25 protein-coding genes and 1 pseudogene are annotated in these 20490 nt (G+C 35.8%); 8 read left to right on the top strand and 18 right to left on the bottom strand.

Features of this window, described 5'->3' with window-relative positions:
- Positions 1 to 45 precede the first annotated feature (45 nt).
- Positions 46 to 3372 (bottom strand): DNA polymerase III subunit alpha, encoded by a 3327-nt coding sequence (gene dnaE / locus ACQKNR_RS15420; RefSeq protein ID WP_427318647.1) that lies wholly within the window; start codon positions 3370 to 3372, stop codon positions 46 to 48.
- A gap of 42 nt (positions 3373 to 3414) precedes the next feature.
- Between dnaE and ACQKNR_RS15415 the strand changes: the two genes are divergently transcribed.
- Positions 3415 to 3828, top strand: coding sequence for a YtrH family sporulation protein (locus tag ACQKNR_RS15415; protein ID WP_142328520.1), 414 nt, complete (start codon positions 3415 to 3417; stop codon positions 3826 to 3828).
- The gene (gene ytrI / locus ACQKNR_RS15410) at positions 3825 to 4328 is read left to right on the top strand and encodes a sporulation membrane protein YtrI (protein ID WP_427318646.1); all 504 of its coding nucleotides are present in this window, start codon (positions 3825 to 3827) and stop codon (positions 4326 to 4328) included. Before ACQKNR_RS15415 ends, ytrI begins: the two co-directional genes overlap by 4 nt.
- Before the next feature lie 49 nt (positions 4329 to 4377).
- Here the strand turns inward: ytrI and ACQKNR_RS15405 are convergent, their stop codons facing one another.
- The gene (locus ACQKNR_RS15405; protein ID WP_427318645.1) at positions 4378 to 5310 is read right to left on the bottom strand and encodes a DHH family phosphoesterase; all 933 of its coding nucleotides are present in this window, start codon (positions 5308 to 5310) and stop codon (positions 4378 to 4380) included.
- 164 nt (positions 5311 to 5474) lie between these two features.
- On the opposite strand from ACQKNR_RS15405, the gene ACQKNR_RS15400 reads away from it, so the two are divergent.
- Positions 5475 to 5780: a YtpI family protein gene (locus tag ACQKNR_RS15400; protein ID WP_427318644.1), complete on the top strand. Its 306-nt coding sequence runs from the start codon at positions 5475 to 5477 to the stop codon at positions 5778 to 5780.
- Positions 5781 to 5787: 7 nt separating this feature from the next.
- Here ACQKNR_RS15400 and ACQKNR_RS15395 read toward each other — a convergent pair whose 3' ends face one another.
- The 3 genes from ACQKNR_RS15395 to ACQKNR_RS15385 form a co-directional block, all read right to left on the bottom strand.
- On the bottom strand, positions 5788 to 6051 hold the full coding sequence (locus tag ACQKNR_RS15395; protein WP_427318643.1) for a DUF3949 domain-containing protein: 264 nt from the start codon (positions 6049 to 6051) through the stop codon (positions 5788 to 5790).
- 152 nt (positions 6052 to 6203) lie between these two features.
- A complete protein-coding gene (locus ACQKNR_RS15390; protein WP_427318642.1) occupies positions 6204 to 6527 on the bottom strand; it encodes a hypothetical protein in 324 nt (107 codons plus the stop codon).
- A gap of 146 nt (positions 6528 to 6673) precedes the next feature.
- Positions 6674 to 7987: a CBS domain-containing protein gene (locus ACQKNR_RS15385; protein ID WP_193410589.1), complete on the bottom strand. Its 1314-nt coding sequence runs from the start codon at positions 7985 to 7987 to the stop codon at positions 6674 to 6676.
- Positions 7988 to 8231: 244 nt separating this feature from the next.
- Between ACQKNR_RS15385 and ACQKNR_RS15380 the strand changes: the two genes are divergently transcribed.
- Positions 8232 to 8393, top strand: a complete 162-nt coding sequence (locus ACQKNR_RS15380) for a hypothetical protein (protein WP_427318641.1) — start codon at positions 8232 to 8234, stop codon at positions 8391 to 8393.
- A 39-nt stretch (positions 8394 to 8432) separates the two neighbouring features.
- On the opposite strand, the gene ACQKNR_RS15375 is transcribed toward ACQKNR_RS15380, so the two are convergent.
- Positions 8433 to 9116 (bottom strand): metal-dependent hydrolase, encoded by a 684-nt coding sequence (locus ACQKNR_RS15375; RefSeq protein WP_427318640.1) that lies wholly within the window; start codon positions 9114 to 9116, stop codon positions 8433 to 8435.
- Between the two features lie 148 nt (positions 9117 to 9264).
- Here ACQKNR_RS15375 and pepQ point away from each other — a divergent pair, with 148 nt between their 5' ends.
- A complete protein-coding gene (gene pepQ, locus ACQKNR_RS15370; RefSeq protein WP_427318639.1) occupies positions 9265 to 10362 on the top strand; it encodes a Xaa-Pro dipeptidase in 1098 nt (365 codons plus the stop codon).
- Between the two features lie 45 nt (positions 10363 to 10407).
- Here the strand turns inward: pepQ and ACQKNR_RS15365 are convergent, their stop codons facing one another.
- The 9 genes and pseudogenes from ACQKNR_RS15365 to ACQKNR_RS15325 all read right to left on the bottom strand — a co-directional run bounded on the left by ACQKNR_RS15365 (position 10408) and on the right by ACQKNR_RS15325 (position 15599).
- Positions 10408 to 10614: a hypothetical protein gene (locus ACQKNR_RS15365; protein ID WP_001248905.1), complete on the bottom strand. Its 207-nt coding sequence runs from the start codon at positions 10612 to 10614 to the stop codon at positions 10408 to 10410.
- A 63-nt stretch (positions 10615 to 10677) separates the two neighbouring features.
- Positions 10678 to 10848, bottom strand: a pseudogene (locus tag ACQKNR_RS15360) (anti sigma factor C-terminal domain-containing protein); the annotation flags it as partial.
- A 154-nt stretch (positions 10849 to 11002) separates the two neighbouring features.
- The gene (locus ACQKNR_RS15355) at positions 11003 to 11458 is read right to left on the bottom strand and encodes a GNAT family N-acetyltransferase (protein WP_427318638.1); all 456 of its coding nucleotides are present in this window, start codon (positions 11456 to 11458) and stop codon (positions 11003 to 11005) included.
- Between the two features lie 72 nt (positions 11459 to 11530).
- Entirely contained in the window at positions 11531 to 11875 is a 345-nt protein-coding gene (locus tag ACQKNR_RS15350; protein ID WP_427318637.1) for a DUF6176 family protein, read from the bottom strand.
- A gap of 2 nt (positions 11876 to 11877) precedes the next feature.
- Entirely contained in the window at positions 11878 to 12666 is a 789-nt protein-coding gene (locus tag ACQKNR_RS15345; RefSeq protein WP_427318636.1) for a GNAT family N-acetyltransferase, read from the bottom strand.
- On the bottom strand, positions 12663 to 12995 hold the full coding sequence (locus tag ACQKNR_RS15340; protein ID WP_427318635.1) for a cupin domain-containing protein: 333 nt from the start codon (positions 12993 to 12995) through the stop codon (positions 12663 to 12665). The genes ACQKNR_RS15345 and ACQKNR_RS15340 overlap by 4 nt, the downstream gene beginning before the upstream one ends.
- A 148-nt stretch (positions 12996 to 13143) precedes the next feature.
- Positions 13144 to 13353 carry a hypothetical protein gene (locus ACQKNR_RS15335; protein ID WP_427318634.1) on the bottom strand — a complete coding sequence of 70 codons (210 nt, stop codon included), beginning with the start codon at positions 13351 to 13353 and terminating at the stop codon, positions 13144 to 13146.
- Positions 13354 to 13460: 107 nt separating this feature from the next.
- Positions 13461 to 14594, bottom strand: a complete 1134-nt coding sequence (ald, locus tag ACQKNR_RS15330; protein WP_061686674.1) for an alanine dehydrogenase — start codon at positions 14592 to 14594, stop codon at positions 13461 to 13463.
- Positions 14595 to 14807: 213 nt separating this feature from the next.
- Entirely contained in the window at positions 14808 to 15599 is a 792-nt protein-coding gene (locus ACQKNR_RS15325; protein WP_427318749.1) for an SDR family oxidoreductase, read from the bottom strand.
- A gap of 147 nt (positions 15600 to 15746) precedes the next feature.
- Between ACQKNR_RS15325 and ACQKNR_RS15320 the strand changes: the two genes are divergently transcribed.
- The 3 genes from ACQKNR_RS15320 to ACQKNR_RS15310 all read left to right on the top strand — a co-directional run bounded on the left by ACQKNR_RS15320 (position 15747) and on the right by ACQKNR_RS15310 (position 17370).
- The gene (locus ACQKNR_RS15320) at positions 15747 to 16205 is read left to right on the top strand and encodes a universal stress protein (protein WP_001066672.1); all 459 of its coding nucleotides are present in this window, start codon (positions 15747 to 15749) and stop codon (positions 16203 to 16205) included.
- Positions 16206 to 16523: 318 nt separating this feature from the next.
- Positions 16524 to 16703, top strand: coding sequence for a ProA domain protein (locus ACQKNR_RS15315; protein ID WP_427318633.1), 180 nt, complete (start codon positions 16524 to 16526; stop codon positions 16701 to 16703).
- Between the two features lie 100 nt (positions 16704 to 16803).
- A complete protein-coding gene (locus tag ACQKNR_RS15310) occupies positions 16804 to 17370 on the top strand; it encodes a DinB family protein (RefSeq protein ID WP_427318632.1) in 567 nt (188 codons plus the stop codon).
- A 37-nt stretch (positions 17371 to 17407) separates the two neighbouring features.
- Here ACQKNR_RS15310 and ACQKNR_RS15305 read toward each other — a convergent pair whose 3' ends face one another.
- The 3 genes from ACQKNR_RS15305 to ACQKNR_RS15295 all read right to left on the bottom strand — a co-directional run bounded on the left by ACQKNR_RS15305 (position 17408) and on the right by ACQKNR_RS15295 (position 20447).
- On the bottom strand, positions 17408 to 17683 hold the full coding sequence (locus tag ACQKNR_RS15305; protein ID WP_427318748.1) for a DUF3139 domain-containing protein: 276 nt from the start codon (positions 17681 to 17683) through the stop codon (positions 17408 to 17410).
- A 173-nt stretch (positions 17684 to 17856) separates the two neighbouring features.
- Positions 17857 to 19245 (bottom strand): argininosuccinate lyase, encoded by a 1389-nt coding sequence (gene argH, locus ACQKNR_RS15300; RefSeq protein WP_427318631.1) that lies wholly within the window; start codon positions 19243 to 19245, stop codon positions 17857 to 17859.
- Positions 19242 to 20447, bottom strand: a complete 1206-nt coding sequence (locus tag ACQKNR_RS15295) for an argininosuccinate synthase (protein WP_427318630.1) — start codon at positions 20445 to 20447, stop codon at positions 19242 to 19244. The genes argH and ACQKNR_RS15295 overlap by 4 nt, the downstream gene beginning before the upstream one ends.
- Positions 20448 to 20490: the final 43 nt, after the last annotated feature.

Raw genomic sequence — 20490 nt, 5'->3', positions numbered from 1 at the left:
ACGAACACTACTACTATAATAATCGAAGTGTAGGGAAATTGTCCATTATATTTTCACAACGACATTTTCTTCACCGACAATTTCACGAAGTGCTCCTAAACATTCTTCACTTGGATGAATTGATAAACTTCGAGATAATTGTACCATTTTATGTTCCTTTTCATAATAAATTAGTACTTTCGCAAAACCCGAATAGTCAAACAATATTTTTGTAACCTGATTTAAAAGCTTTTTCTCATACTGAGACGGCAATTTCACGTAAACAGATGCGTCTTTCTTTTCTTCGTAAACGCCCATTTCTTCTAACGGATATAATCCATTTACAATCCATTGCAGCTTATGATTTCTTAGTTCAATCGTACCGTCAACTAAAACAATTGCTCCTTCTTGTAACTTATCTGAGAAATGTATATACGTTTCCGGGAACAGAACCGCTTCCATTTCATCATTTTGATCACAGAATGTAATAAACGCCATCTTTTGCAACTTTTTCGTACGAATCACTCTCACACTTGTTATATACACGATAGCCCTTTGTACTTTTTTCTTATGTCGCATCGCCTGAGCGAGAGATGGAATTTCTAATTCTTTTCCTAACTTCACATACTGCGCTGTCGGATAGCTTGATAAATAAAAGCCAAGTGCTTCCTTCTCTTTATTTAACTGTTCAATAAAAGAGAGCTCTTCTCCTTGTACGTATTTTGATTTTGGAACAGCATCTCCTAAATCACGTGCAAGATTGGCGTACTCTAACGCTCCTTTAAGACTTTTCCATAAATTCGTTCTAGAAACACCAAAATCGTCAAAACATCCCGACCAGACGAACGCCTCTAAATTTCGCTCTGTTACAAACTTTGCTGGCATACGAAGACAAAATTCAAATAAATCCTCAAACATTTTTTTCTCTCGTTCTTCTAATAATGCCGTCACTGTAGCCATTCCGATATTTCGAATGGAAAGTAAACTGTAACGTATTGCATTTCCTTCTATTTGGAAGTTGTAATCACTTCTTTGAAGAGAGGGCGGTAAAACTTGAAAGCCTTTCCGCTTTGTTTCTCGTATATACTGCACAATCTTATCTTCATTTCCAATTGCACTTGATAATAATGCTGTCATAAATTCCAGCGTATAATTCGCCTTTAAGTAGGCAAGCTGATATCCGATCATACTGTAGGCCACAGCGTGACTTCGGTTAAAACCGTAATTTGCAAATCTTACAATTAAATCGTAAATTTTCTCAGCAGATGTCTCACCGTAACCATTTTGCAAACAGCCTTGTACAAAATGCTTACGTTCCTGATCTAAAATATCACGATTTTTTTTACTCACTGCACGGCGCAATAGATCCGCTTCTCCGAGCGAAAATCCAGCTAACTTCGATGCAATTTGCATAATTTGTTCTTGGTATACAATTACACCATATGTTCTTTCTAAAATCGGCTTTAAATCCGGATGTAAATATTCAATCTTTCTTTTTCCGTGCTTCGATTCAATAAAGCTTGGGATTTGTTCCATCGGTCCTGGTCTGTATAACGAGTTGACAGCGACGATGTCTTCAAACTCATTTGGTTTTAATCCGCGAAGTACATTTCGCATACCACCTGACTCAAGCTGGAATACCCCTGTTGTATCCCCTCTCCCTAACAATTGGAACGTCTTTTCGTCTTGAAGAGGTAGATTTCTTATATCAATTTCTTTCCCTGTTTTTTTCACGATAAACTTTATTATATTTTCAAGTAACGTTAAATTACGTAATCCTAAAAAGTCCATCTTTAACAACCCAAGTTCTTCTAATGCATCGGCAGGATATTGCGTAACATAAACATCATTATGCCCTTCTTGGATTGCCACACTTCCTGTTAGCGGTTCTTGACTCATAATAACGCCAGCTGCATGAATAGACGTATGACGCGGTAAACCTTCGACACGCTTCGCGATTTCAAACACACGTTCATGTAACAGATTCCCTTGAATAAACTCACGGAGTGATTGTGATTCTTCATAGGCATCTTTTAGTGTTATACCAAGCTTTGATGGGATAAGTTTTGAGAATATATCAATATCTCTTGGCGGTAGCCCCATTACACGAGCAATGTCTCTAATTGCCGCTTTCGCTGCAAGCGTACCAAACGTTACAATTTGTGCAACACGGAGCTGACCATATTTATCTTTCACATATCGAATCATTTCATCACGTCTTACATCTGGAAAATCGATATCAATATCTGGAAGCGTTACACGTTCAGGATTTAAAAATCTTTCAAATAATAGGTCGTATTCAATCGGATCAATATCTGTAATTTCTAATACGTACGAAACGAGTGAGCCAGCTGCTGATCCACGGCCTGGTCCTGTTAAAATATGATTTTCATGTGCATACTTCATAAAATCCCATACGATGAGGAAATAATCACTAAATCCCATACGAGAAATAACATTTAATTCATGATCCAAACGCTTTATATGCACTTCTTTCGGCGCACCATATCGTTTCCGCAAACCATCTTCACAAATATGACGCAAGTACATATCACTTGTTTCATTAGACGGAACTGGAAACTTCGGTAGTTGATTTACATGGAACATGATTTCTACTTGGCAACGCTCCGCGATTTTCATTGTGTTTTGAATCGCTTCCGGGGCATGAGAAAATAGTGCTTCCATTTCATCCGATGACTTTAAATAATATTGATCCGTTTTCAGCCTCGGCCTATCTGGATCAGTCATTTTCGTTCCACTTTCAACAGATAATAAACATTCATGAACAAGTGCGTCGCTTTGATTGATGTAGCGTACATCGTTTGTTGCAACGACTGGAATATTTACCTTATTAATAAATGCAGGTAATTTTTCTTGCAGGAGCAGTTCATCTTGAATCGCATGATGCTGCAAACTCATATAAAAATTGCCGAACATATTTTGATACATGCGGGCTACTTCTTCAGCCTGACTCTCTTTGTCTTCTAATAATAATTGTTCAATTTCTCCATCTTTACCTGGTGAAATAGCAATTAATCCTTTCGCATAATGCGCAAGCCATTTCTTCGGAATTCCTTCTTTTGACTTCGTCATAATACTACTAGAAATCTTTAATAAATTTTGATAGCCTATTTCATTCTCAGCAAGTAATACAAGGGGATAAGACCTTTCTTCTTCTTCACTAAAAATAGAAGCTGTTAAGCCGATAATAGGCTGTATACCATGTTTCTTACATGCTTTATAAAACGGAATAACGCCATACATAACATTTTCATCCGTAATAGCCAGCGATGAAAAACCGAGTTCTTTCGCCCTGACTACAAGCTCATCAATTTTACAAGCACTTTTTAACAAACTAAAAACGGTTTGACATTGTAAATGCACAAACTTCACTGTTGTACCCTCTCTTTACCTATTTGACTACTTTTATTATAGGTGATGAGGAAAGCGGAAATCAAAACATACTTCTTATACTTTGTCCATATATATGAAGAAGAAAGGAGAATGACGATGGATGTAAGAGAACACACTTTTTTCTCTCTGCTTATTATTAGTTATTTTATTGCCTTTGGGGTTATACTTGGTGGTTCATTAATTGGTGGATTTGGTGCATTTCTTATCGGAAAACCGGCTCTCACTTACATTAATCAATTCGCCCAAAATTTAAGAATTTGGGCACTCGTTGCAGCAATCGGCGGGACATTTGATACCTTTTATAGCTTTGAAAGAAGTTTCTTTGGCGGGGATATGAAAGATATCGTAAAACAAATTCTCCTTATTTTTTTCGCAACTGGTGGTATGCAAACGGGGCTCATTATTATTAAATGGCTGACGCAGGAACATGTATGAGAGTACCAAGTGCCAATACAGCAAAAAGATGGTACTTAGTTTTAGCTGGTGCTGCTGTTGGAGGCGTGTTGAGCTGGTTTATTTTTTTGTACATATACGGTGTTTTTCAACAAGAACAAGCTAGTAAAATAGCAGAACAAAAAGAAATTATAGAAAAGCAAGAAGCAAAACTCCACGTTCTTCTCGAAGATCAAGAGAAATTGAACACGGAAAATAAACGACTCTTAACCATTCAAGAGATCAAAATAAAAATTATAAATCGTGAAAAATACGATTTAGACAACCTTACGCTCGAAAACATGACCACTTCTATCCATAATGACCTCCAGCATCTTTTAACGAAAAACATTCAAAGTATCGCAAAAAATAAAGACCTACTCAAAAAGGCAATCGAAAATAAAACGTACAAACATTACGATCGTATATACCGCTTTAAAGTCGATACGATATCTTTTGATACTGTGCTTGAAATTAGCATCGCTATAGAGAAAGAAAAATAAAGAAGGAGGGCTTTAGCGCCGCTCCTTCTTTTCGTTTTAACATATAATCTTATTTACAAATCTCACGTAAATCAGCAAACAGACGATCCGCTTCTTCCCAAGAAGATGCTTTTGCACCAGAAGCCATCGGATGTCCTCCGCCGTTATATTGCATTGCTAATTTATTTATAACTGGTCCTTTTGAACGAAGGCGAACACGAATTACATCTTCTTCCTCTAAAAATAGAACCCACGCCTTTAATCCGTCAATATTACCAAGTGCTCCAACAACACCAGATGCTTCAGAAGGAAGTACGTCAAACTCTTCTAATACTTCTTTCGTTAATTTAATGTAAGCAGCTCCTTCTTCTACCATTGTGAAGTTTTGTAAAATATATCCATTTAAACGAGCGATCTTTTCTTTCGTCTTATACATTTCATTGTATAAATCTGTGAATTTCACATCCATGTCAACAAGCTCACTTACGTAACGAAGTGTTTTCGCTGTTGTATTTGGGAATAAGAAACGCCCCGTATCACCAACAATTCCCGCTAAAATAAGGCGAGCTGCTTCTTTTGTTATCTTTAATCCTTTATCTTTTCCATAATTGTAGAACTCATAAATCATTTCACTTGTAGAGCTCGCTGTCGTATCGACCCACGTAATATCTCCGTATGGATCTTCATTCGGATGATGATCAATTTTAATTAACATCTTCCCTTTTGTATAACGCTGATCACAAACACGTTCTTGGTTCGCAGTATCACAAACGATAACAAGCGCATTTTCGTACACACTATCTTCAATATCATCCATTACTCGTAAATACGATAAAGAAGGCTCATTGTACCCAACCGTATAAATATTTTTCTCTGGAAACGATTCTTGCAAAATTGTGCCAAGACCGCCCTGTGAACCTAACGCATCTGGATCCGGACGCACATGACGATGGATAATAATTGTATCAAACTCTTTAATTGCTCCTAAAATTTGCTCATGCATATGTATAATCTCCTTTTTATTCATTCAACCTTTTCACTTTATCCTACATTATAACTGAAAATATTTCATACATGCGAACAATTGCTTTATAATAAAAGTTAGAAAGTTTAGATATTTCTTTCTTCTCCACTATTATTTTTCACAAAGCGATGGGAGTGTGCGTTATGCCAGTATTAGTCTTCTGTATTATCGTCTCATTTATGTTGTACCTCTTCTACAAAACAAAATACTTTCGGACAAACCGTCCAATGGAAAAAGGTTGGCTCTCAGGAAAATCCGCAATGGCACTCGGTTCATTCGTCTTATTCTTTGGAGCAAACCAATTCTTTTTAGAACTTTCAACCGCTCGTATTATCGTTGGTGTTTTATTCGTTCTATTTGGTAGTGCAAGTGCATTTAATGGATTTCGCCAATATAAACATTTCTTACCATTAGCAGTTAAAGAAGCAGAAGCTTATGAAGCAACGTAAAAAAGCATCAACATTGTGATGCTTTTTTACTTCCTCTAATTTTCAAAATCATATATGCAACAAATGCAGACGGTATATTAAACGGGTTTCCTTGCACATGAAAATGTAATTGCTCTTCTTCAAAAGACATCTTTTCATATAGTTCTCGCTGAGATAATCCTGTCTTTTTCTTTTTTTCATTTAATCCTTGTAAATATAAATATTGAATCGGTATCATCACAAGAAAGTAAAATAGTGCGATACTACCAAAAAAGAGTACTTCTGATGACATCTTGTATACCACCTTCCCGGAATCCATTTTCTTACAACACAATTATAACATAGTCTAAAATCTAAATGAATTAATATTCTGTCTTTTCTGTTATATAACCGACTCTCCGCATAACTACAACCACTTTTCTACTCATCCTTATACATATCCTGCTAATTTTTTGCTTTCCCACTAAAACTCCTCCATATCTTTAGTGCTAACTTCAAAATCCAATAAAACAAAATAAAGTTAAAGAAAAACCCCAATGGATTAAACCAGCATTCCCAACCACCATAATAAACAAACGTTTCAGATGGTACACCAAAGTAAAGAAAATCCGGCTCATTTTCTCCTGATATAGGAATAAAGGCACCAATACTAGCAAGAATCAAACTTACAAAATACAACCTCCTTTTAATTACATTCATTTTTCTATGCGTTAACACATGAATAATTATGATACATACGACAACTAAAAAGAAAATTATTCCTCCCATTCAGCCCCTCCTTACCGATACTCCATTTCCACACCTTTAAATTTCTTAGTATTTCTACTATAAATATGAAATGATACGCAATTTATTTGTTGATTCTATCCTTTCAAAAAAAAATGGAACAAACCAAAGCGGTTTGTTCCATCTTTTTATTTATCGATTAACTGCACCATAAGTAATGCTTTTCCAACAACATTACCTTCATGATGTACTTCTACATCAACCTTACCAAATTTACGGCCGATTTCTAATACTCTCGGATGAACCGATACAACATTATCAATTTGAACCGGCTTTACGAAATAAATTGTTAAGTTCTCAACAATTAAGTCACTCTTCTTTTGCGCACGAATGACGCGGTTCGTTGCTTCTGTCACAATCGTTGCAAATACACCGTACGATAACGTTCCGATTGAATTCGTCATCTGCGGCGTCACTGAAAATTGATATAGATGCTCATTTTTCGCTTCTTTCGGCGTCATAAATTGATTCGTTACAATATCATCGATCGTTTCACCGACTTGTGGTTGACGCTGAATCATTTGCAGCGCCTGAAGTACATCCTGACGGCTAATAATACCTTGCAGTTTATTTCCTTCATCAACAACAGGAAGTAATTCAATGCCTTCCCATACCATCATACGTGCCGCAGCAGCGACAGACATTTTACCGTTCACTGTAATTGGGTGCTTTGTCATCACTTTATCAATTGGTGTTTCTTTCGCTACACCGATCATATCTTTTGAAGTTACAATACCTAGCACTTTTTTATTTTCATCGACAATCGGATATCTTCCGTGCATTGTCTCTTCGTTATACGCATGCCATTGTTGCACTGTGTCATCTGGCTTTAAATATAACGTCTCTTCGATCGGCGTTAAAATATCTTCAACGAGTACAATCTCTTTCTTAATAAGCTGATCGTAAATAGCACGATTAATTAACGTTGCAACTGTAAATGTATCATAGCTACTTGAAATAATCGGCAATTTTAATTCGTCTGCTAATTTCTTCACATGATCTTCCGTATCAAATCCGCCCGTAATCAATACTGCAGCCCCTGCTTCTAGCGCTAATTGATGTGCGTTCGTACGGTTACCAATGATAAGTAAGTTACCAGCTTCTGTATAACGCATCATCGCTTCTAATTTCATAGCCCCGATTACGAATTTATTTAATGTTTTATGTAGTCCTTCTCTTCCTCCAAGCACTTGGCCATCAACAATGTTAACGACTTCTGCATATGTCAGTTTTTCAATATTCTCTTTTTTCTTTTGCTCAATTCGAATTGTTCCGACACGTTCAATTGTACTAACATATCCTTTATTTTCTGCATCTTTAATGGCACGGTAAGCTGTCCCTTCGCTTACACTCAAATCTTTCGCAATCTGCCTTACAGAAATTTTATGCCCGACTGGCAGGCTATTAATATGTTCTAAAATTTGATTATGTTTGGTAGCCAAATGGTTTCACCATACTTTCTTTTCCCTAAATTCTTCATGTGTTGTATTTTCAGTATACTATATTTTCAAAACTGTTACACTCTCTCTTTGTATATCTGTACCATTTTTTTTATAACAAAATGACCATTACATTCCACCAGTCGCTCCATTACAATAATGTAATGCTATTGTCATCTCGTTCGATAGTTAGTCCACTCGATTCCCTATACAATTAAGACAAGAACTGAAACAAAGGAGCGAATACATGATGAAAAAATTTTTAGAGGTTGTAAGTACTGTATTTTGGGCTTTCGTAGATGGAAAAAAAGTTGCAATGGAATTGAATGAAACACCTGAACAACCACTTCCAAAAAGAAAAGAATCACCAAAACAAACGCAAACTTTAAAAGCTGTACTGCATACGTAAAAACCCTTCACTTGTCTTTTCAAATGAAGGGTTTCTTTTCTATAGTGTAATACTTTCTCCTGCTTCTAATACTTTCCCTGTACAATTTTTTAACTTTTCTACAAATTGATATGGATCTTGTTCAATAACCGGGAACGTATTGTAATGCATCGGTACAACAGTTTTCGCATGAATCCATTTTGCTGCTAATACAGCATCTTCTGGCCCCATTGTGAAATTATCACCAATTGGTAAAAATGCTACATCTATATCATTCAGTTCTCCAATTAACTTCATATCAGAGAATAGAGCAGTATCTCCTGCATGGTAAACAGTTTTCTCTTCTGCTGTAAATAAAATACCCGCTGGCATACCTGTATATGTAATCGTCTTATTTTCTTCATCAATATAACTAGAGCCGTGGAAAGCTTGTGTAAACTTCACCTTTCCGAAATCAAATTCATGCGAACCTCCAATATGCATCGGATGTGTATTTATACCTTGCCAGCTTAAAAATGTTGCTAGTTCAAATGGCGCTACAACAACCGCATTATTTTTCTTCGCAAGCTCTACTGTATCTCCAACATGATCACCATGTCCATGCGACAAAAGAATCGCATCTACTTTTACATCTTCAGCCTTTAAATCCGTTTTCGGATTTCCTGTTAGAAACGGGTCAATTAAAATAACTTTTCCATTTGCCTCAATTTTCACAACTGAATGTCCATGATAAGATATTTTCATTATTACATTCCTCCCTATTCACATTCTCACTTTTTATTCTACATGATTTCTCAATTCCCTGTCTTTTCTAACATCTATTTACTTGTCATAACGCTTTCATCCGAGGTAAAGTTATATTTGTAATTAAATATCTCGGGGGTGCCAATCGATGAATGCTAGATTAGAAAATTTAATGCAATGGCTAAAAGAAAAAAACGTAGAAGCTGCGTTCTTAACTTCTACACCAAACGTTTTCTACATGACAAACTTCCACTGTGAACCACACGAAAGACTACTTGGTATGTTTGTATTCCAAGAAAAAGAGCCTATTTTAATTTGCCCTAAAATGGAAGAAGGCCAAGCACGTAACGCTGGCTGGGCACATGAAATTATCGGATTTACTGATACTGACAGACCATGGGATATGATTGCAAAAGCAATTAAAGACCGCGGTATCCATGCAAATGCAGTTGCAATTGAAAAAGAACATTTAAACGTAGAACGTTATGAAGAATTAACAAAATTATTCCCAAATGCAGCGTTCAAATCAGCTGAAGAGAAAGTTCGCGAACTTCGTTTAATTAAAGATGAAAAAGAACTTTCTATTTTACGCGAAGCAGCTAAAATGGCAGACTATGCTGTTGAAGTTGGTGTAAATGCAATTAAAGAAAACCGCAGTGAGCTAGAAGTATTAGCAATTATTGAACACGAATTAAAAACAAAGGGCATACATAAAATGTCATTTGATACAATGGTATTAGCAGGTGCAAACTCTGCTCTTCCACACGGTATTCCAGGTGCGAACAAAATGAAACGCGGCGATTTCGTACTATTTGATTTAGGTGTAATCATTGACGGTTATTGCTCTGACATTACACGTACAGTAGCATTCGGTGATATTTCTGAAGAACAAACTCGCATTTACAACACTGTACTTGCTGGACAACTACAAGCAGTTGAAGCATGTAAACCAGGCGTTACACTTGGTGCAATCGATAATGCTGCTCGTTCTGTTATCGCAGATGCAGGTTACGGCGACTTCTTCCCGCACCGCCTTGGTCACGGACTTGGAATTAGCGTCCACGAATATCCAGATGTAAAAGCAGGTAACGAGTCTCCTTTAAAAGAAGGTATGGTCTTCACAATCGAGCCAGGTATTTACGTACCAAACGTAGGTGGTGTTCGTATTGAAGATGATATTTACATCACAAAAGACGGATCAGAAATTTTAACGAAGTTCCCGAAAGAATTACAATTTGTGAAATAAGAAAAAAGGCAGCGTGATTGCTGCCTTTTTATTAAAGAAGGCCCCTTAAAAAGTGCCTTCTTCTATTTCACTAATATTCAATTGAAATTTTACGATCCAAACTGAGAAAAGGTGGACAAGAAGCGCAAACGCCATACATGCTCCGCTTAAAAAAGTTAGTATAGGATGCGAATACACGTGCCCTAATCCATAGGATATCGCCACGAAAAACATTGTTATGTAAATATAAATTGCTCCATGTATTTGCCTCATATAAACCTCCTTTTCCCATATTATAACATAAATTTTCTGATTATTCACATTAATTACTTATAATCAATATTTCTCAACTGTTACACCTCTTACAGCCGCCTTAATATACGGTAACCCTTGTAAACTTTGTAAATCCTCTGTTTTTCCTGTTACGACTACACCGTATATTGGTAAGTCTTTTGGTTTGAAGTTCTTCATCTCATTATAGTTTGTCCTAAAATGTTCTTGAAATCCCTACTTTTTGAACAGGACGTTCTTTATGAAATAAAGCATAAACTGTTCAACCCGGACAATTTATGCTTTAACTTACATCTTCACATATACTTTATTAACATATGAATCATTTTTTTGAAACCAAAACTCCCACTCATCTCTCCCCATACTATCGTTATGACTTAGTCGTCATAATAATTGAACGTGGATAAAAACCCAGTTTTCGATAAAATGATACAGCTTCATTTCCGTACACTACTGTTAATTCAATTTCATCTATCTTCTTTTCTTTAAACCATTCCACTGCACTATTCATTAACTTCAAACCAAATCCGTTTCTTCGGTATTTTTCATCAACAAATAAAACTTCAATCTTCCCGCTTACTCCTTTGCTATACGCTATACTAAATCCTAATATATCGTCTGTTTCCGATTCAACCAATAATTCAATTCTATATTCTCCGCACTTTGAATTTATTTTATAATCTTCAATACGTTCCTCAAATGTCATTCTTGGATAATCACCAGAAAAATATTTTGATTTACTGTTATGATATTCATGCAATTTATTTAAGGGGTCTCTTATTATCTCTATTTCATCAAGAGTGATATATTTATTACTAATTCTCATCCTACAGCATCTCCAATAATATATATTTCAGCAAAAAAGAAGACGGTTTTATTTTTGCAAAATACTACTCTATTATTTCATCGCTTCCTTCACAACATCTTGAATCATAACAACTTCTGTTTTCATATCAACAGACGGTGCTTCCTCATCAATACATTCATACCAAAACGCTAAGTGCTTTTTATCAATTTCATGATGAGAATTTTCGACAAGAGTACCGCCTTCTCCTTGCACAGAATACCAATATAAGTACTCTTCTCCATCTCTTATTTCCCGGAAAATTGTCTCTACGTACATTTTTTCGTCGTTTAATGTCAAAAGCACTTCTTTCATATTGTCATTAAGAAGTTTCATCCATTCATCTACACGATGACTTTTACCTTGCTTTACTTTAAATCTTGTTAATTCCACATTCATTTTTATTCCCCCGTTTTTTTACGTGCAAATAAACTATATTCTATTGGATTATGAAAACTTAATTTACTAGCTAATTTTTGCGAAGGAATATTGTCTGCATTACAATCCCAGCACGGTGTAATATCATTTTGTATACAATGTTCAATGAAACGTGTTGCGACAGCTTGGGCTAACCCTTTCCCTTGATATGCTTCATGCGTCACAATATCAATTTCAGCAAAACTATCCCCTCTAAATATTGAGACGCATTCAGCTATAATTATCCCATCTCGCTCTATACAAAATCCAAAACCGTTATTTAAAAATACTTCAGTTGATCCCCAATATTCTTTGTAATACACCTCTGTAAATTCATTACTTCGTTCTATATCTCTTCTATCAATACGCTTAACCTCATATGTATTTTTGTTAAAATCTTGTTTTCTCTCTTCAAAAGTTCCTCTTTGAAATTTCAATCGTGGGATTTTCCGAAGTGCATTACTAAAACGCCCTTCAATCATCATTTCCCACTCTTTACTCGAAGCGAACAGTGTAAATCGCTTCTCTATTTTTTCAATAGCTGTTTTTATATACGAAAATAAATCTTCGTTATAACTTTGATCATGAGTATCACCAAACAAATAATAAATACCGTTAGCTGTAATAATTAGTCCCGCTGTTAACTTCTCGTTTGCAAAAACCTCGCCATCTATCATTTGATCACATACCGCATAAGCAAAAGTTGTTGTTCTTATATTTCCTTCTAAAATCGGAAGAATTTTTCTATACTCGGCTACAGATAATTTTTTCATAATTGCTCCACTATAATCGTATCAGCCTCTATATTTTCAAAACAAAGATTTACCGTTCTCTTTAATGCTCTCGTTCTATGAATCGTACATGCTGGAATTAACATTGAATCATTCGGTTTTAAAATCGCTGTCTCCCCATCCTGAAAATCAATAAGTAATTCTCCCTCTAATACAATGAATAATTCGTCCGAATTAGAATGATAGTGCCAATCATATTCACCAGTAAACACAGCAATTCGTAAACAATGACTATTTACATTTGAAACGACGAAGTTTTTATGTTGATCTTTAATGTCTTTTGTTAGCTCTAATAAATTTATCTTTTCCATAGAATCCTCCTCGCACCCCTTTATATATTTATCTTTAAATTATCATATGAAGCATTTTAACAACAAGAAAAAATTCCCATAATTAAAAACCTAAAAAAAATGATCTCTAATCTTTCCTAACTATAAGAAAAATTAAAGATCATCTTTTCTATCTCATCGGAAATGCACTATCTCCAGCAGAAAGCACACCTTTCATATAACCATTTATAAAATCTGGAAATCCAATAATAAGTACTGCCGTTACAATCCCAATACCAATTCCTCTTAATTTCGCATCATTCTTCTTTTTACCTACAACCATTGTAATAATTCCTGCTATAAGCAAACCCACTGACAAAATATCATAAATATACCCCATATTGCTCCTCCTATTTCTATCTTTATTTCTTTTTATTTATATTATAAGATGTTTCTATCTTAAACAAAAGCCCTCCTAACAAAAGGAAGGCTCTACATATATTTCTATTATGATAAAGCAGGAGCTTTTTCAAGAAGCTCTTTTGCATCAGCATATTGTAAGCCGTGAGCTTCTGCAACTGCTTCGAATGTTACATAGCCATCTAATGTGTTAATACCTTTTAATAATGCAGAGTTGCCTAAGCAAGCGTCTTTATAGCCTTTGTTCGCAATTTGTACTGCATATGGTACTGTTACATTTGTTAATGCAAGAGTTGATGTACGTGGAACCGCACCTGGCATATTTGCAACTGCATAATGAACAACGCCATGTTTTTCATAAGTTGGGTTGTCATGAGTTGTAATACGGTCAGTTGTTTCGAAAATACCACCTTGGTCAATTGCGATATCTACAACGACAGAACCTGGTTCCATTGATTGAATCATTTCTTCTGTTACAAGTTTTGGCGCTTTTGCACCTGGAATTAATACCGCACCAATAACAAGATCAGACTCTTTTACAGCTTCTGCAATGTTGTATGGATTAGACATTAACGTTTTTACTTGGTTCCCGAAAATGTCATCTAATTGACGAAGACGCTCTGCACTTAAGTCGATGATTGTTACATCTGCACCTAAACCTACTGCAATCTTCGCTGCGTTTGTACCAGCTTGACCACCGCCGATAATCGTTACTTTGCCGCGTTTCACCCCTGGAACGCCTGCAAGTAGAATACCTTTACCGCCTTTGTTTTTCTCAAGGAATTGTGCACCGATTTGTGCAGACATACGACCGGCTACTTCACTCATTGGTGCAAGTAACGGTAAAGAGCGATTGTCTAATTGTACTGTTTCGTATGCAATTGATACAACTTTGTTATCAATTAATGCTTTCGTTAATTCTGGTTCTGGAGCTAAGTGTAAGTATGTGAATAAAATTAAACCTTCGCGGAAATAGCCGTATTCACTTGCAACTGGCTCTTTTACCTTCATAACCATATCTTGATTCCATGCTTCTTCAGCCGTTTCAACAAGTTTCGCACCAGCTTGTACGTATTCTTCATCTGTAAAGCCAGATCCTAAACCTGCTCCTTTTTGAACAAAAACTTCATGACCATTTTGTACTAAATGTACTGCCCCCGCTGGCGTCATTGCCACACGGTTTTCATTGTTTTTAATTTCTGTTGGAATACCGATACGCATTATTAGTTCCCCCTTGAGTTATGAAATGACCCCTGAATCATTTTTTAAAGCGCTTTCTACGCTCTTATATTCTAACATAATATCTCAATATTTGACAAAAAATAATACTAGTTTTCCGATAGATTTAATCTTACATTAAAGGACAGTATTATTCGCACCTCTCGTTATAAAGAATAAACTGTCCAATTGTTCGAAACTTCGATTTATTTCATTCTATCGATGTCTATGAATAACATCAACTGCACCAGTTACTTCAATAATTGTACCGGTAATCATATCGGAATCGTCCTCACATAAAAACGAAATGGTTCTTGCGATATCTTCCCCTGTTCCAGATCTACCAATTGGTGTGTGATGACTCTTTAACTGACGTGCTTCTTGAATTGTCGCTTCTTTCATTTCGCCAATTATATCACCAGGACAAACCATATTTGCAGTAATACCGTATTCCGCTTCTTCATAAGCCACTGTTTTCGTTAACGAAACAAGTCCTACTTTCGCAGCTGCAAAGGCTGAACGATAAATCCATCCCGGCGCACTATCTGCCCCTTGAAATCCGTAATTAATAATACGACCAAAGTTCTGTTTTCTCATAACCGGAACAACAAGTTTTAATAAATGAAATACCGCTGTTAAATTCCCCTGAATCATTTCATTCCATTCATCTTCTTCGTAATCGACTAACTTTTTTCGTTCAAATACATATGGACCAGCATTATTAATCAAAAAGTCAATTTTGCCAAAACGGCTCATCGCTTCTTCTACCATTTTATGTAAATCTTCTTTTTTCGTGACATCCGCTTGCACGAATTGTAGACGCTCTTCCACGTTTTTATATGTTTCTTTCATTGTTTCCATAGCATCTATATCGCTATGATATGTTACTGTTACTGAATATCCTTTAGCCAATAACTTTTCTGTTACTTGCTTTCCTAAACCTTTCGTACCGGCTGTAATGAGCGCGTGTCTCACAAACATGCCTCCTTTTAAATTGCTATACTTCATATTTAACAAGTTCTCACTCCAATTACAACTAAAATGAATTGAAACAGAGTTTTCAAAATTCTGTAACGTTTCTGGCAAGCACATTACCAAATTTTGTTTTATAATTAAGTTGTAAACGGTTATAAAAATGATTGGGAGGAATCTACTATGAATAATACATATACAAATATTTTAATTGCGGTGGACGGTTCTAAAGAAGCAGAAAAAGCCTTTAAAAAAGCAATTCAAGTTGCAAAACGAAACAATGCAACATTAACAATCGCTCATATTGTTGATGTAAAAGCATACTCAGCAGTAGAGGCTTATAGCCGTGCAATTGCTGAACGTGCAAATCTATTTGCAGAAGACTTATTAGAAGACTACAAAAAAACTGCGCTTGAAGCTGGCCTTGAAAAAATTGAAACTGTATTAGAATTTGGTAATCCTAAATCTAAAATTTCAAAAGAAATCGCTCCAAACCATAAAGTAGATTTAATTATGTGTGGTGCAACTGGTTTAAATGCGGTTGAACGTTTCCTAATTGGTAGCGTCTCTGAACATATTATTCGCTATGCGAAATGCGATGTCCTTGTTGTTCGTGGTGATGAGGAGCAAGGTGATCTTTAATTTATAAAGTGAAACTTTAATCAGTGGGGGTTTTGTCCATCCCCCCTGATTATTAGTTGAACCAATCAGGCTTTTACGGGCAGTTGATTTCCCACCTAACTTCCTCGCATTCGCCAAATTTTGAGGTGGGAGTCTTACTGCCCGCAAATAGCGGGATAAAACACCAAGTCCACATGGGCTTGGTGTTTTTCATTTCACATATTTCAAAATAAATACGTCTCATTTTCCATTCTTTTTTTATTTCCTAACATTACGTTAACATACATTTTTTAGAAATAGACGGACAAAATATATGTGTTTAGAAAAGGAGGATTTAACATGGATGATTATGAACGTATTATTTTAGATGTGAATGGAAAAGAAATCGAAATGTTAGATACGATTCGTACACATTTTAAAGAGACACATGGAATTGAACTAAGTAACGGTGCATTACTTCGAGATTTGATGGATATTGAGTATATTCGAATTACGGAAGATCGACATAAGTATGATTAATCGATGAAACTTTAAGCCTAGAACAAAATGCTCTAGGCTTACTTACATCCTCACGAAAAATGTTATAATTAGGAAAAAGAAGTGTGGAGGATGCCAAAATATGAAATCTGAAAATATCTCAAAGCATTTTCAAACATTACATGTACAAAGGAGCCAGTTCCTTCCTCATCTCCATTCACTATCCCAAGAACAACTATGGTATCGCCCAAAGAATGGAAAATGGTCTATTGGAGAGCATTTTTATCATTTATATTTAATTACAAAGATGCTAAAAGTGGCGATTAAATTCTCTTTTACTCTTATCCCTTATGCCAAACTACGAAGAAACACCCCGTTCGCAACTGAAATCCATGATATTTATGCGGAATATAAAGAAAAACATGGAAGAGGCATGAAAGCCCCTTGGATTTTAATCCCTTCGAAAAAAATCTATCACTCTATGAATGTGAAAGAATTGGAAAAATTGCTTTCACATGAAACAGATGAAATAAAAAAACTAGTTCAAAATGTAGAAGAAAATATCGCAGGACATATCGTATTTTTAGATCCAATTGCTCACTATCCTAACCTTATTCAATCTATCCAGCTATTAGCAATACATGAGAGGCATCATTTTATGATTATGAAAAACAATTATAAAATGCTCGACGCCCCTCTAAAAATATAAAAGACTGCTCATATTACCTATCAGCAGTCTCTCATATCTATTTAAGCTCTTGATGCTTCCCGCCCATACCACCTGGCGTATCGCTATCTTGGTGTACAGTTAGTTTATTTGTTTTAGCATCTTTCGAAACTCTATATGTATACGATTCATTTGGTTCATCTTTAAACTGTACATTCATACCGTAAGAACCGATTTTACTATAAAAAGCCGGTTTTATGTATGAAATATCACTTTCTTTATATCCTTGTTCTTGTAGGTGCCACATCGTTGCAATAATTGCTTCTTCTCGCTTCTCTTGTTCACCAACAAGTATATATTTGTCCAAAAAAACACCTTAATATTTGCAATTAAGCTACTTAATAGTAAAACAATAAATATTATTTTTTCATAGATTATCCTCAATTGTTGTTTTTTACTACATCATAACTTAAATACTAATAAAAAAGAAAGTACGCCAAACTTTAATAGATTGGCGTACTTTCCAACTCAATTCCTAATAACTTCTTTAGTTAACCCTTTCGCTTTTTCCAAAGCTTTTTGGATTTGCTCAAACCCAGTCCCGCCAGCACTGTTACGGCGCTTTACAGCTGCATATGGTGACAGCACTTCATATAAATCTTCTTCAAATAACGGGCTCATTTCTTTATATGTTTCAAGTGGTACATCTAATAAATAAATGCCTTTTTGTGTGCAATGTAGAACTAACTTCCCAACAATTTCATGAGCTTGACGGAACGGTAGTCCTTTGTTTGCTAAGTAGTCCGCAATTTCTGTTGCGTTAGAGAAATCTTGCGTCACAGCTTGCCCCATCTTTTCTTTGTTTACAGTCATCGTTTCTAGCATGCCTGCCATAATATGAAGGCATCCTTCTACTGTTTTTACTGTATCAAACATTCCTTCTTTATCTTCTTGCAAGTCTTTATTGTACGCGAGCGGTAATCCTTTCATTACTGTAAGTAAACTAAATAAATTACCGTATACTCTGCCTGTTTTACCGCGGATTAGTTCTGCCATATCCGGATTTTTCTTTTGCGGCATAATACTGCTTCCCGTTGCGTATTGATCGCTCATTTCAATAAATTGAAACTCTTGGCTGCTCCATAAAATAAGCTCTTCGCAAAAGCGTGATAAGTGCATCATGAGTATAGATGAGTTACTTAAAAACTCCAGTATGAAATCACGATCACTTACCGCATCTAAACTATTTTCATAGATTCCATTAAATCCGAGAAGCTCCGCACTATATTCTCGGTCAATCGGGAATGTTGTCCCAGCTAGCGCTCCTGCTCCTAATGGTGATATGTTAATACGCTTTAATGAATCTTCATAACGATTCACATCGCGCTCTAACATCCAAAAGTAAGCAAGAATATGATGCGCAAATGATATAGGCTGTGCACGCTGTAAGTGCGTATATCCAGGCATAATGGTTTCAATATTATTTTCCGCTTGATGAACAAGGACAGTTTGCAATTTTTTTGTAGCTTTTATAATATGTTCTACTTTTTCTTTTAAATATAAATGCATATCTGTCGCTACTTGATCGTTACGACTTCGGCCTGTATGAAGTTTCCCTCCTACTTCACCGATTTTTTCAATTAACATCTTTTCGATATTTAAATGAATGTCTTCAGCTTCAACCGAGAAATGTAACTTATTTTGTTTCGCTTCCTCTAATAAATATTGAAGTCCAATCTTTATTTTCTCTGCCTCTTCTTTCGTAACGATGCCTTGTTTTGCTAGCATCGTTACGTGTGCAATACTCCCATTTATATCTTGATTGACTAATTGTTGATCAAAGGAGATGGATGCTCCAAACTCTTCCACCCACGCTTCCGCTTCTTCTGTAAAACGTCCGCCCCAAAGTTTGCTCACGCTTCCACCTTCTTTTGATTCACTTGGCTGTATACTTTCGTAGGTAAACCAAATAATGAAATGAATCCAACTGCTGCATCATGATTAAATTCATCATGGGCAGTATACGTAGCTAATTTCTCATCGTATAAAGAGTATTCAGATTTACGTCCTTCTACAATCGCATGACCTTTAAATAATTTCACACGCACTGTACCTGTTACATGCTTTTGCGTTTCTTGTAAAAATGCATGGAGCGCTTGTTTTAAAGGAGAGAACCATAAACCATTATAAATAAGTTCTGTTATTTTCTGTTCAATCACCGGTTTAAAATGCGCTACTTCTTTTACGTGTGTTAAATCTTCCAGCTCTTTATGCGCAGTGATTAAAGTCATTGCTGCTGGGCATTCGTATACTTCACGAGATTTAATACCGACAAGACGATTTTCTACATGATCAATACGTCCAACGCCATGTTTTCCAGCAAGTGCATTTAACGTTTTAATTAATTCTGAAAGTGAATATGCAGTGCCGTTTAAAGTAGTCGGTACGCCTGCTTCAAATCCAATTTCTACAAACTCTGGTTTATTCGGTGTATCTTCTAACGCTAACGTCATCTCGTATGCATCTTCTGGCGGCGCTGCCCATGGATCTTCTAAAATTCCACATTCGTTGCTACGTCCCCATAAGTTTTGATCAATTGAAAATGGGCTATCTAAATTAATCGGAATTGGTACATCGTTTTCTTTTGCATATGCAATTTCTTCTTCACGTGACCACTTCCATTCACGTACAGGCGCAATCACTTCTAAGTAAGGATTCAATGCTTGAATAGAAACTTCAAAACGAACTTGGTCATTTCCTTTACCTGTACATCCGTGCGCAACTGCACTTGCCCCTTCTTGTTCTGCAATTTCTACTAATTTTTTCGCGATAAGCGGACGAGATAATGCAGAGACAAGAGGGTATTTTCCTTCGTATAATGTATGAGCTTGCATTGCCATCAATGCATATTCATTCGCAAATTCTTCTTGAACATCAATCATATATGATTTAATTGCACCTACTGAAAGTGCTTTTTCTTTTACAAATGCTAAGTCTTTACCTTCCCCTAAATCTAAACAAAGCGCGATAATATCATAATTCTTCTCTTGTAACCATTTAATTGCAACGGAAGTATCAAGACCTCCGGAATATGCTAATACAACTTTTTTCTTCTCCATTTTGCATCCCCCTAAAGAATAAATATTCATTTTCTTTTATAAT

It is taken from the genome of Bacillus sp. NPDC094077 (assembly GCF_050279465.1).
GTDB lineage: Bacteria > Bacillota > Bacilli > Bacillales > Bacillaceae_G > Bacillus_A.
This window is presented reverse-complemented; position numbering and strand designations above follow the sequence as displayed.

Bases quoted from the DNA above. Each gene is read 5' to 3' on its own strand.
- ytrI (WP_427318646.1), top strand. From the start codon at position 3,825: ATGAGAGTACCAAGTGCCAATACAGCAAAAAGATGGTACTTAGTTTTA.
- ACQKNR_RS15405 (WP_427318645.1), bottom strand. From the start codon at position 5,310: ATGCATGAGCAAATTTTAGGAGCAATTAAAGAGTTTGATACAATTATT.
- ACQKNR_RS15400 (WP_427318644.1), top strand. From the start codon at position 5,475: ATGCCAGTATTAGTCTTCTGTATTATCGTCTCATTTATGTTGTACCTC.
- ACQKNR_RS15395 (WP_427318643.1), bottom strand. From the start codon at position 6,051: ATGTCATCAGAAGTACTCTTTTTTGGTAGTATCGCACTATTTTACTTT.
- ACQKNR_RS15390 (WP_427318642.1), bottom strand. From the start codon at position 6,527: ATGGGAGGAATAATTTTCTTTTTAGTTGTCGTATGTATCATAATTATT.
- ACQKNR_RS15380 (WP_427318641.1), top strand. From the start codon at position 8,232: ATGATGAAAAAATTTTTAGAGGTTGTAAGTACTGTATTTTGGGCTTTC.
- ACQKNR_RS15375 (WP_427318640.1), bottom strand. From the start codon at position 9,116: ATGAAAATATCTTATCATGGACATTCAGTTGTGAAAATTGAGGCAAAT.
- pepQ (WP_427318639.1), top strand. From the start codon at position 9,265: ATGAATGCTAGATTAGAAAATTTAATGCAATGGCTAAAAGAAAAAAAC.
- ACQKNR_RS15365 (WP_001248905.1), bottom strand. From the start codon at position 10,614: ATGAGGCAAATACATGGAGCAATTTATATTTACATAACAATGTTTTTC.
- ACQKNR_RS15355 (WP_427318638.1), bottom strand. From the start codon at position 11,458: ATGAGAATTAGTAATAAATATATCACTCTTGATGAAATAGAGATAATA.
- ACQKNR_RS15350 (WP_427318637.1), bottom strand. From the start codon at position 11,875: ATGAATGTGGAATTAACAAGATTTAAAGTAAAGCAAGGTAAAAGTCAT.
- ACQKNR_RS15345 (WP_427318636.1), bottom strand. From the start codon at position 12,666: ATGAAAAAATTATCTGTAGCCGAGTATAGAAAAATTCTTCCGATTTTA.
- ACQKNR_RS15340 (WP_427318635.1), bottom strand. From the start codon at position 12,995: ATGGAAAAGATAAATTTATTAGAGCTAACAAAAGACATTAAAGATCAA.
- ACQKNR_RS15335 (WP_427318634.1), bottom strand. From the start codon at position 13,353: ATGGGGTATATTTATGATATTTTGTCAGTGGGTTTGCTTATAGCAGGA.
- ald (WP_061686674.1), bottom strand. From the start codon at position 14,594: ATGCGTATCGGTATTCCAACAGAAATTAAAAACAATGAAAACCGTGTG.
- ACQKNR_RS15325 (WP_427318749.1), bottom strand. From the start codon at position 15,599: ATGAAGTATAGCAATTTAAAAGGAGGCATGTTTGTGAGACACGCGCTC.
- ACQKNR_RS15320 (WP_001066672.1), top strand. From the start codon at position 15,747: ATGAATAATACATATACAAATATTTTAATTGCGGTGGACGGTTCTAAA.
- ACQKNR_RS15315 (WP_427318633.1), top strand. From the start codon at position 16,524: ATGGATGATTATGAACGTATTATTTTAGATGTGAATGGAAAAGAAATC.
- ACQKNR_RS15310 (WP_427318632.1), top strand. From the start codon at position 16,804: ATGAAATCTGAAAATATCTCAAAGCATTTTCAAACATTACATGTACAA.
- ACQKNR_RS15295 (WP_427318630.1), bottom strand. From the start codon at position 20,447: ATGGAGAAGAAAAAAGTTGTATTAGCATATTCCGGAGGTCTTGATACT.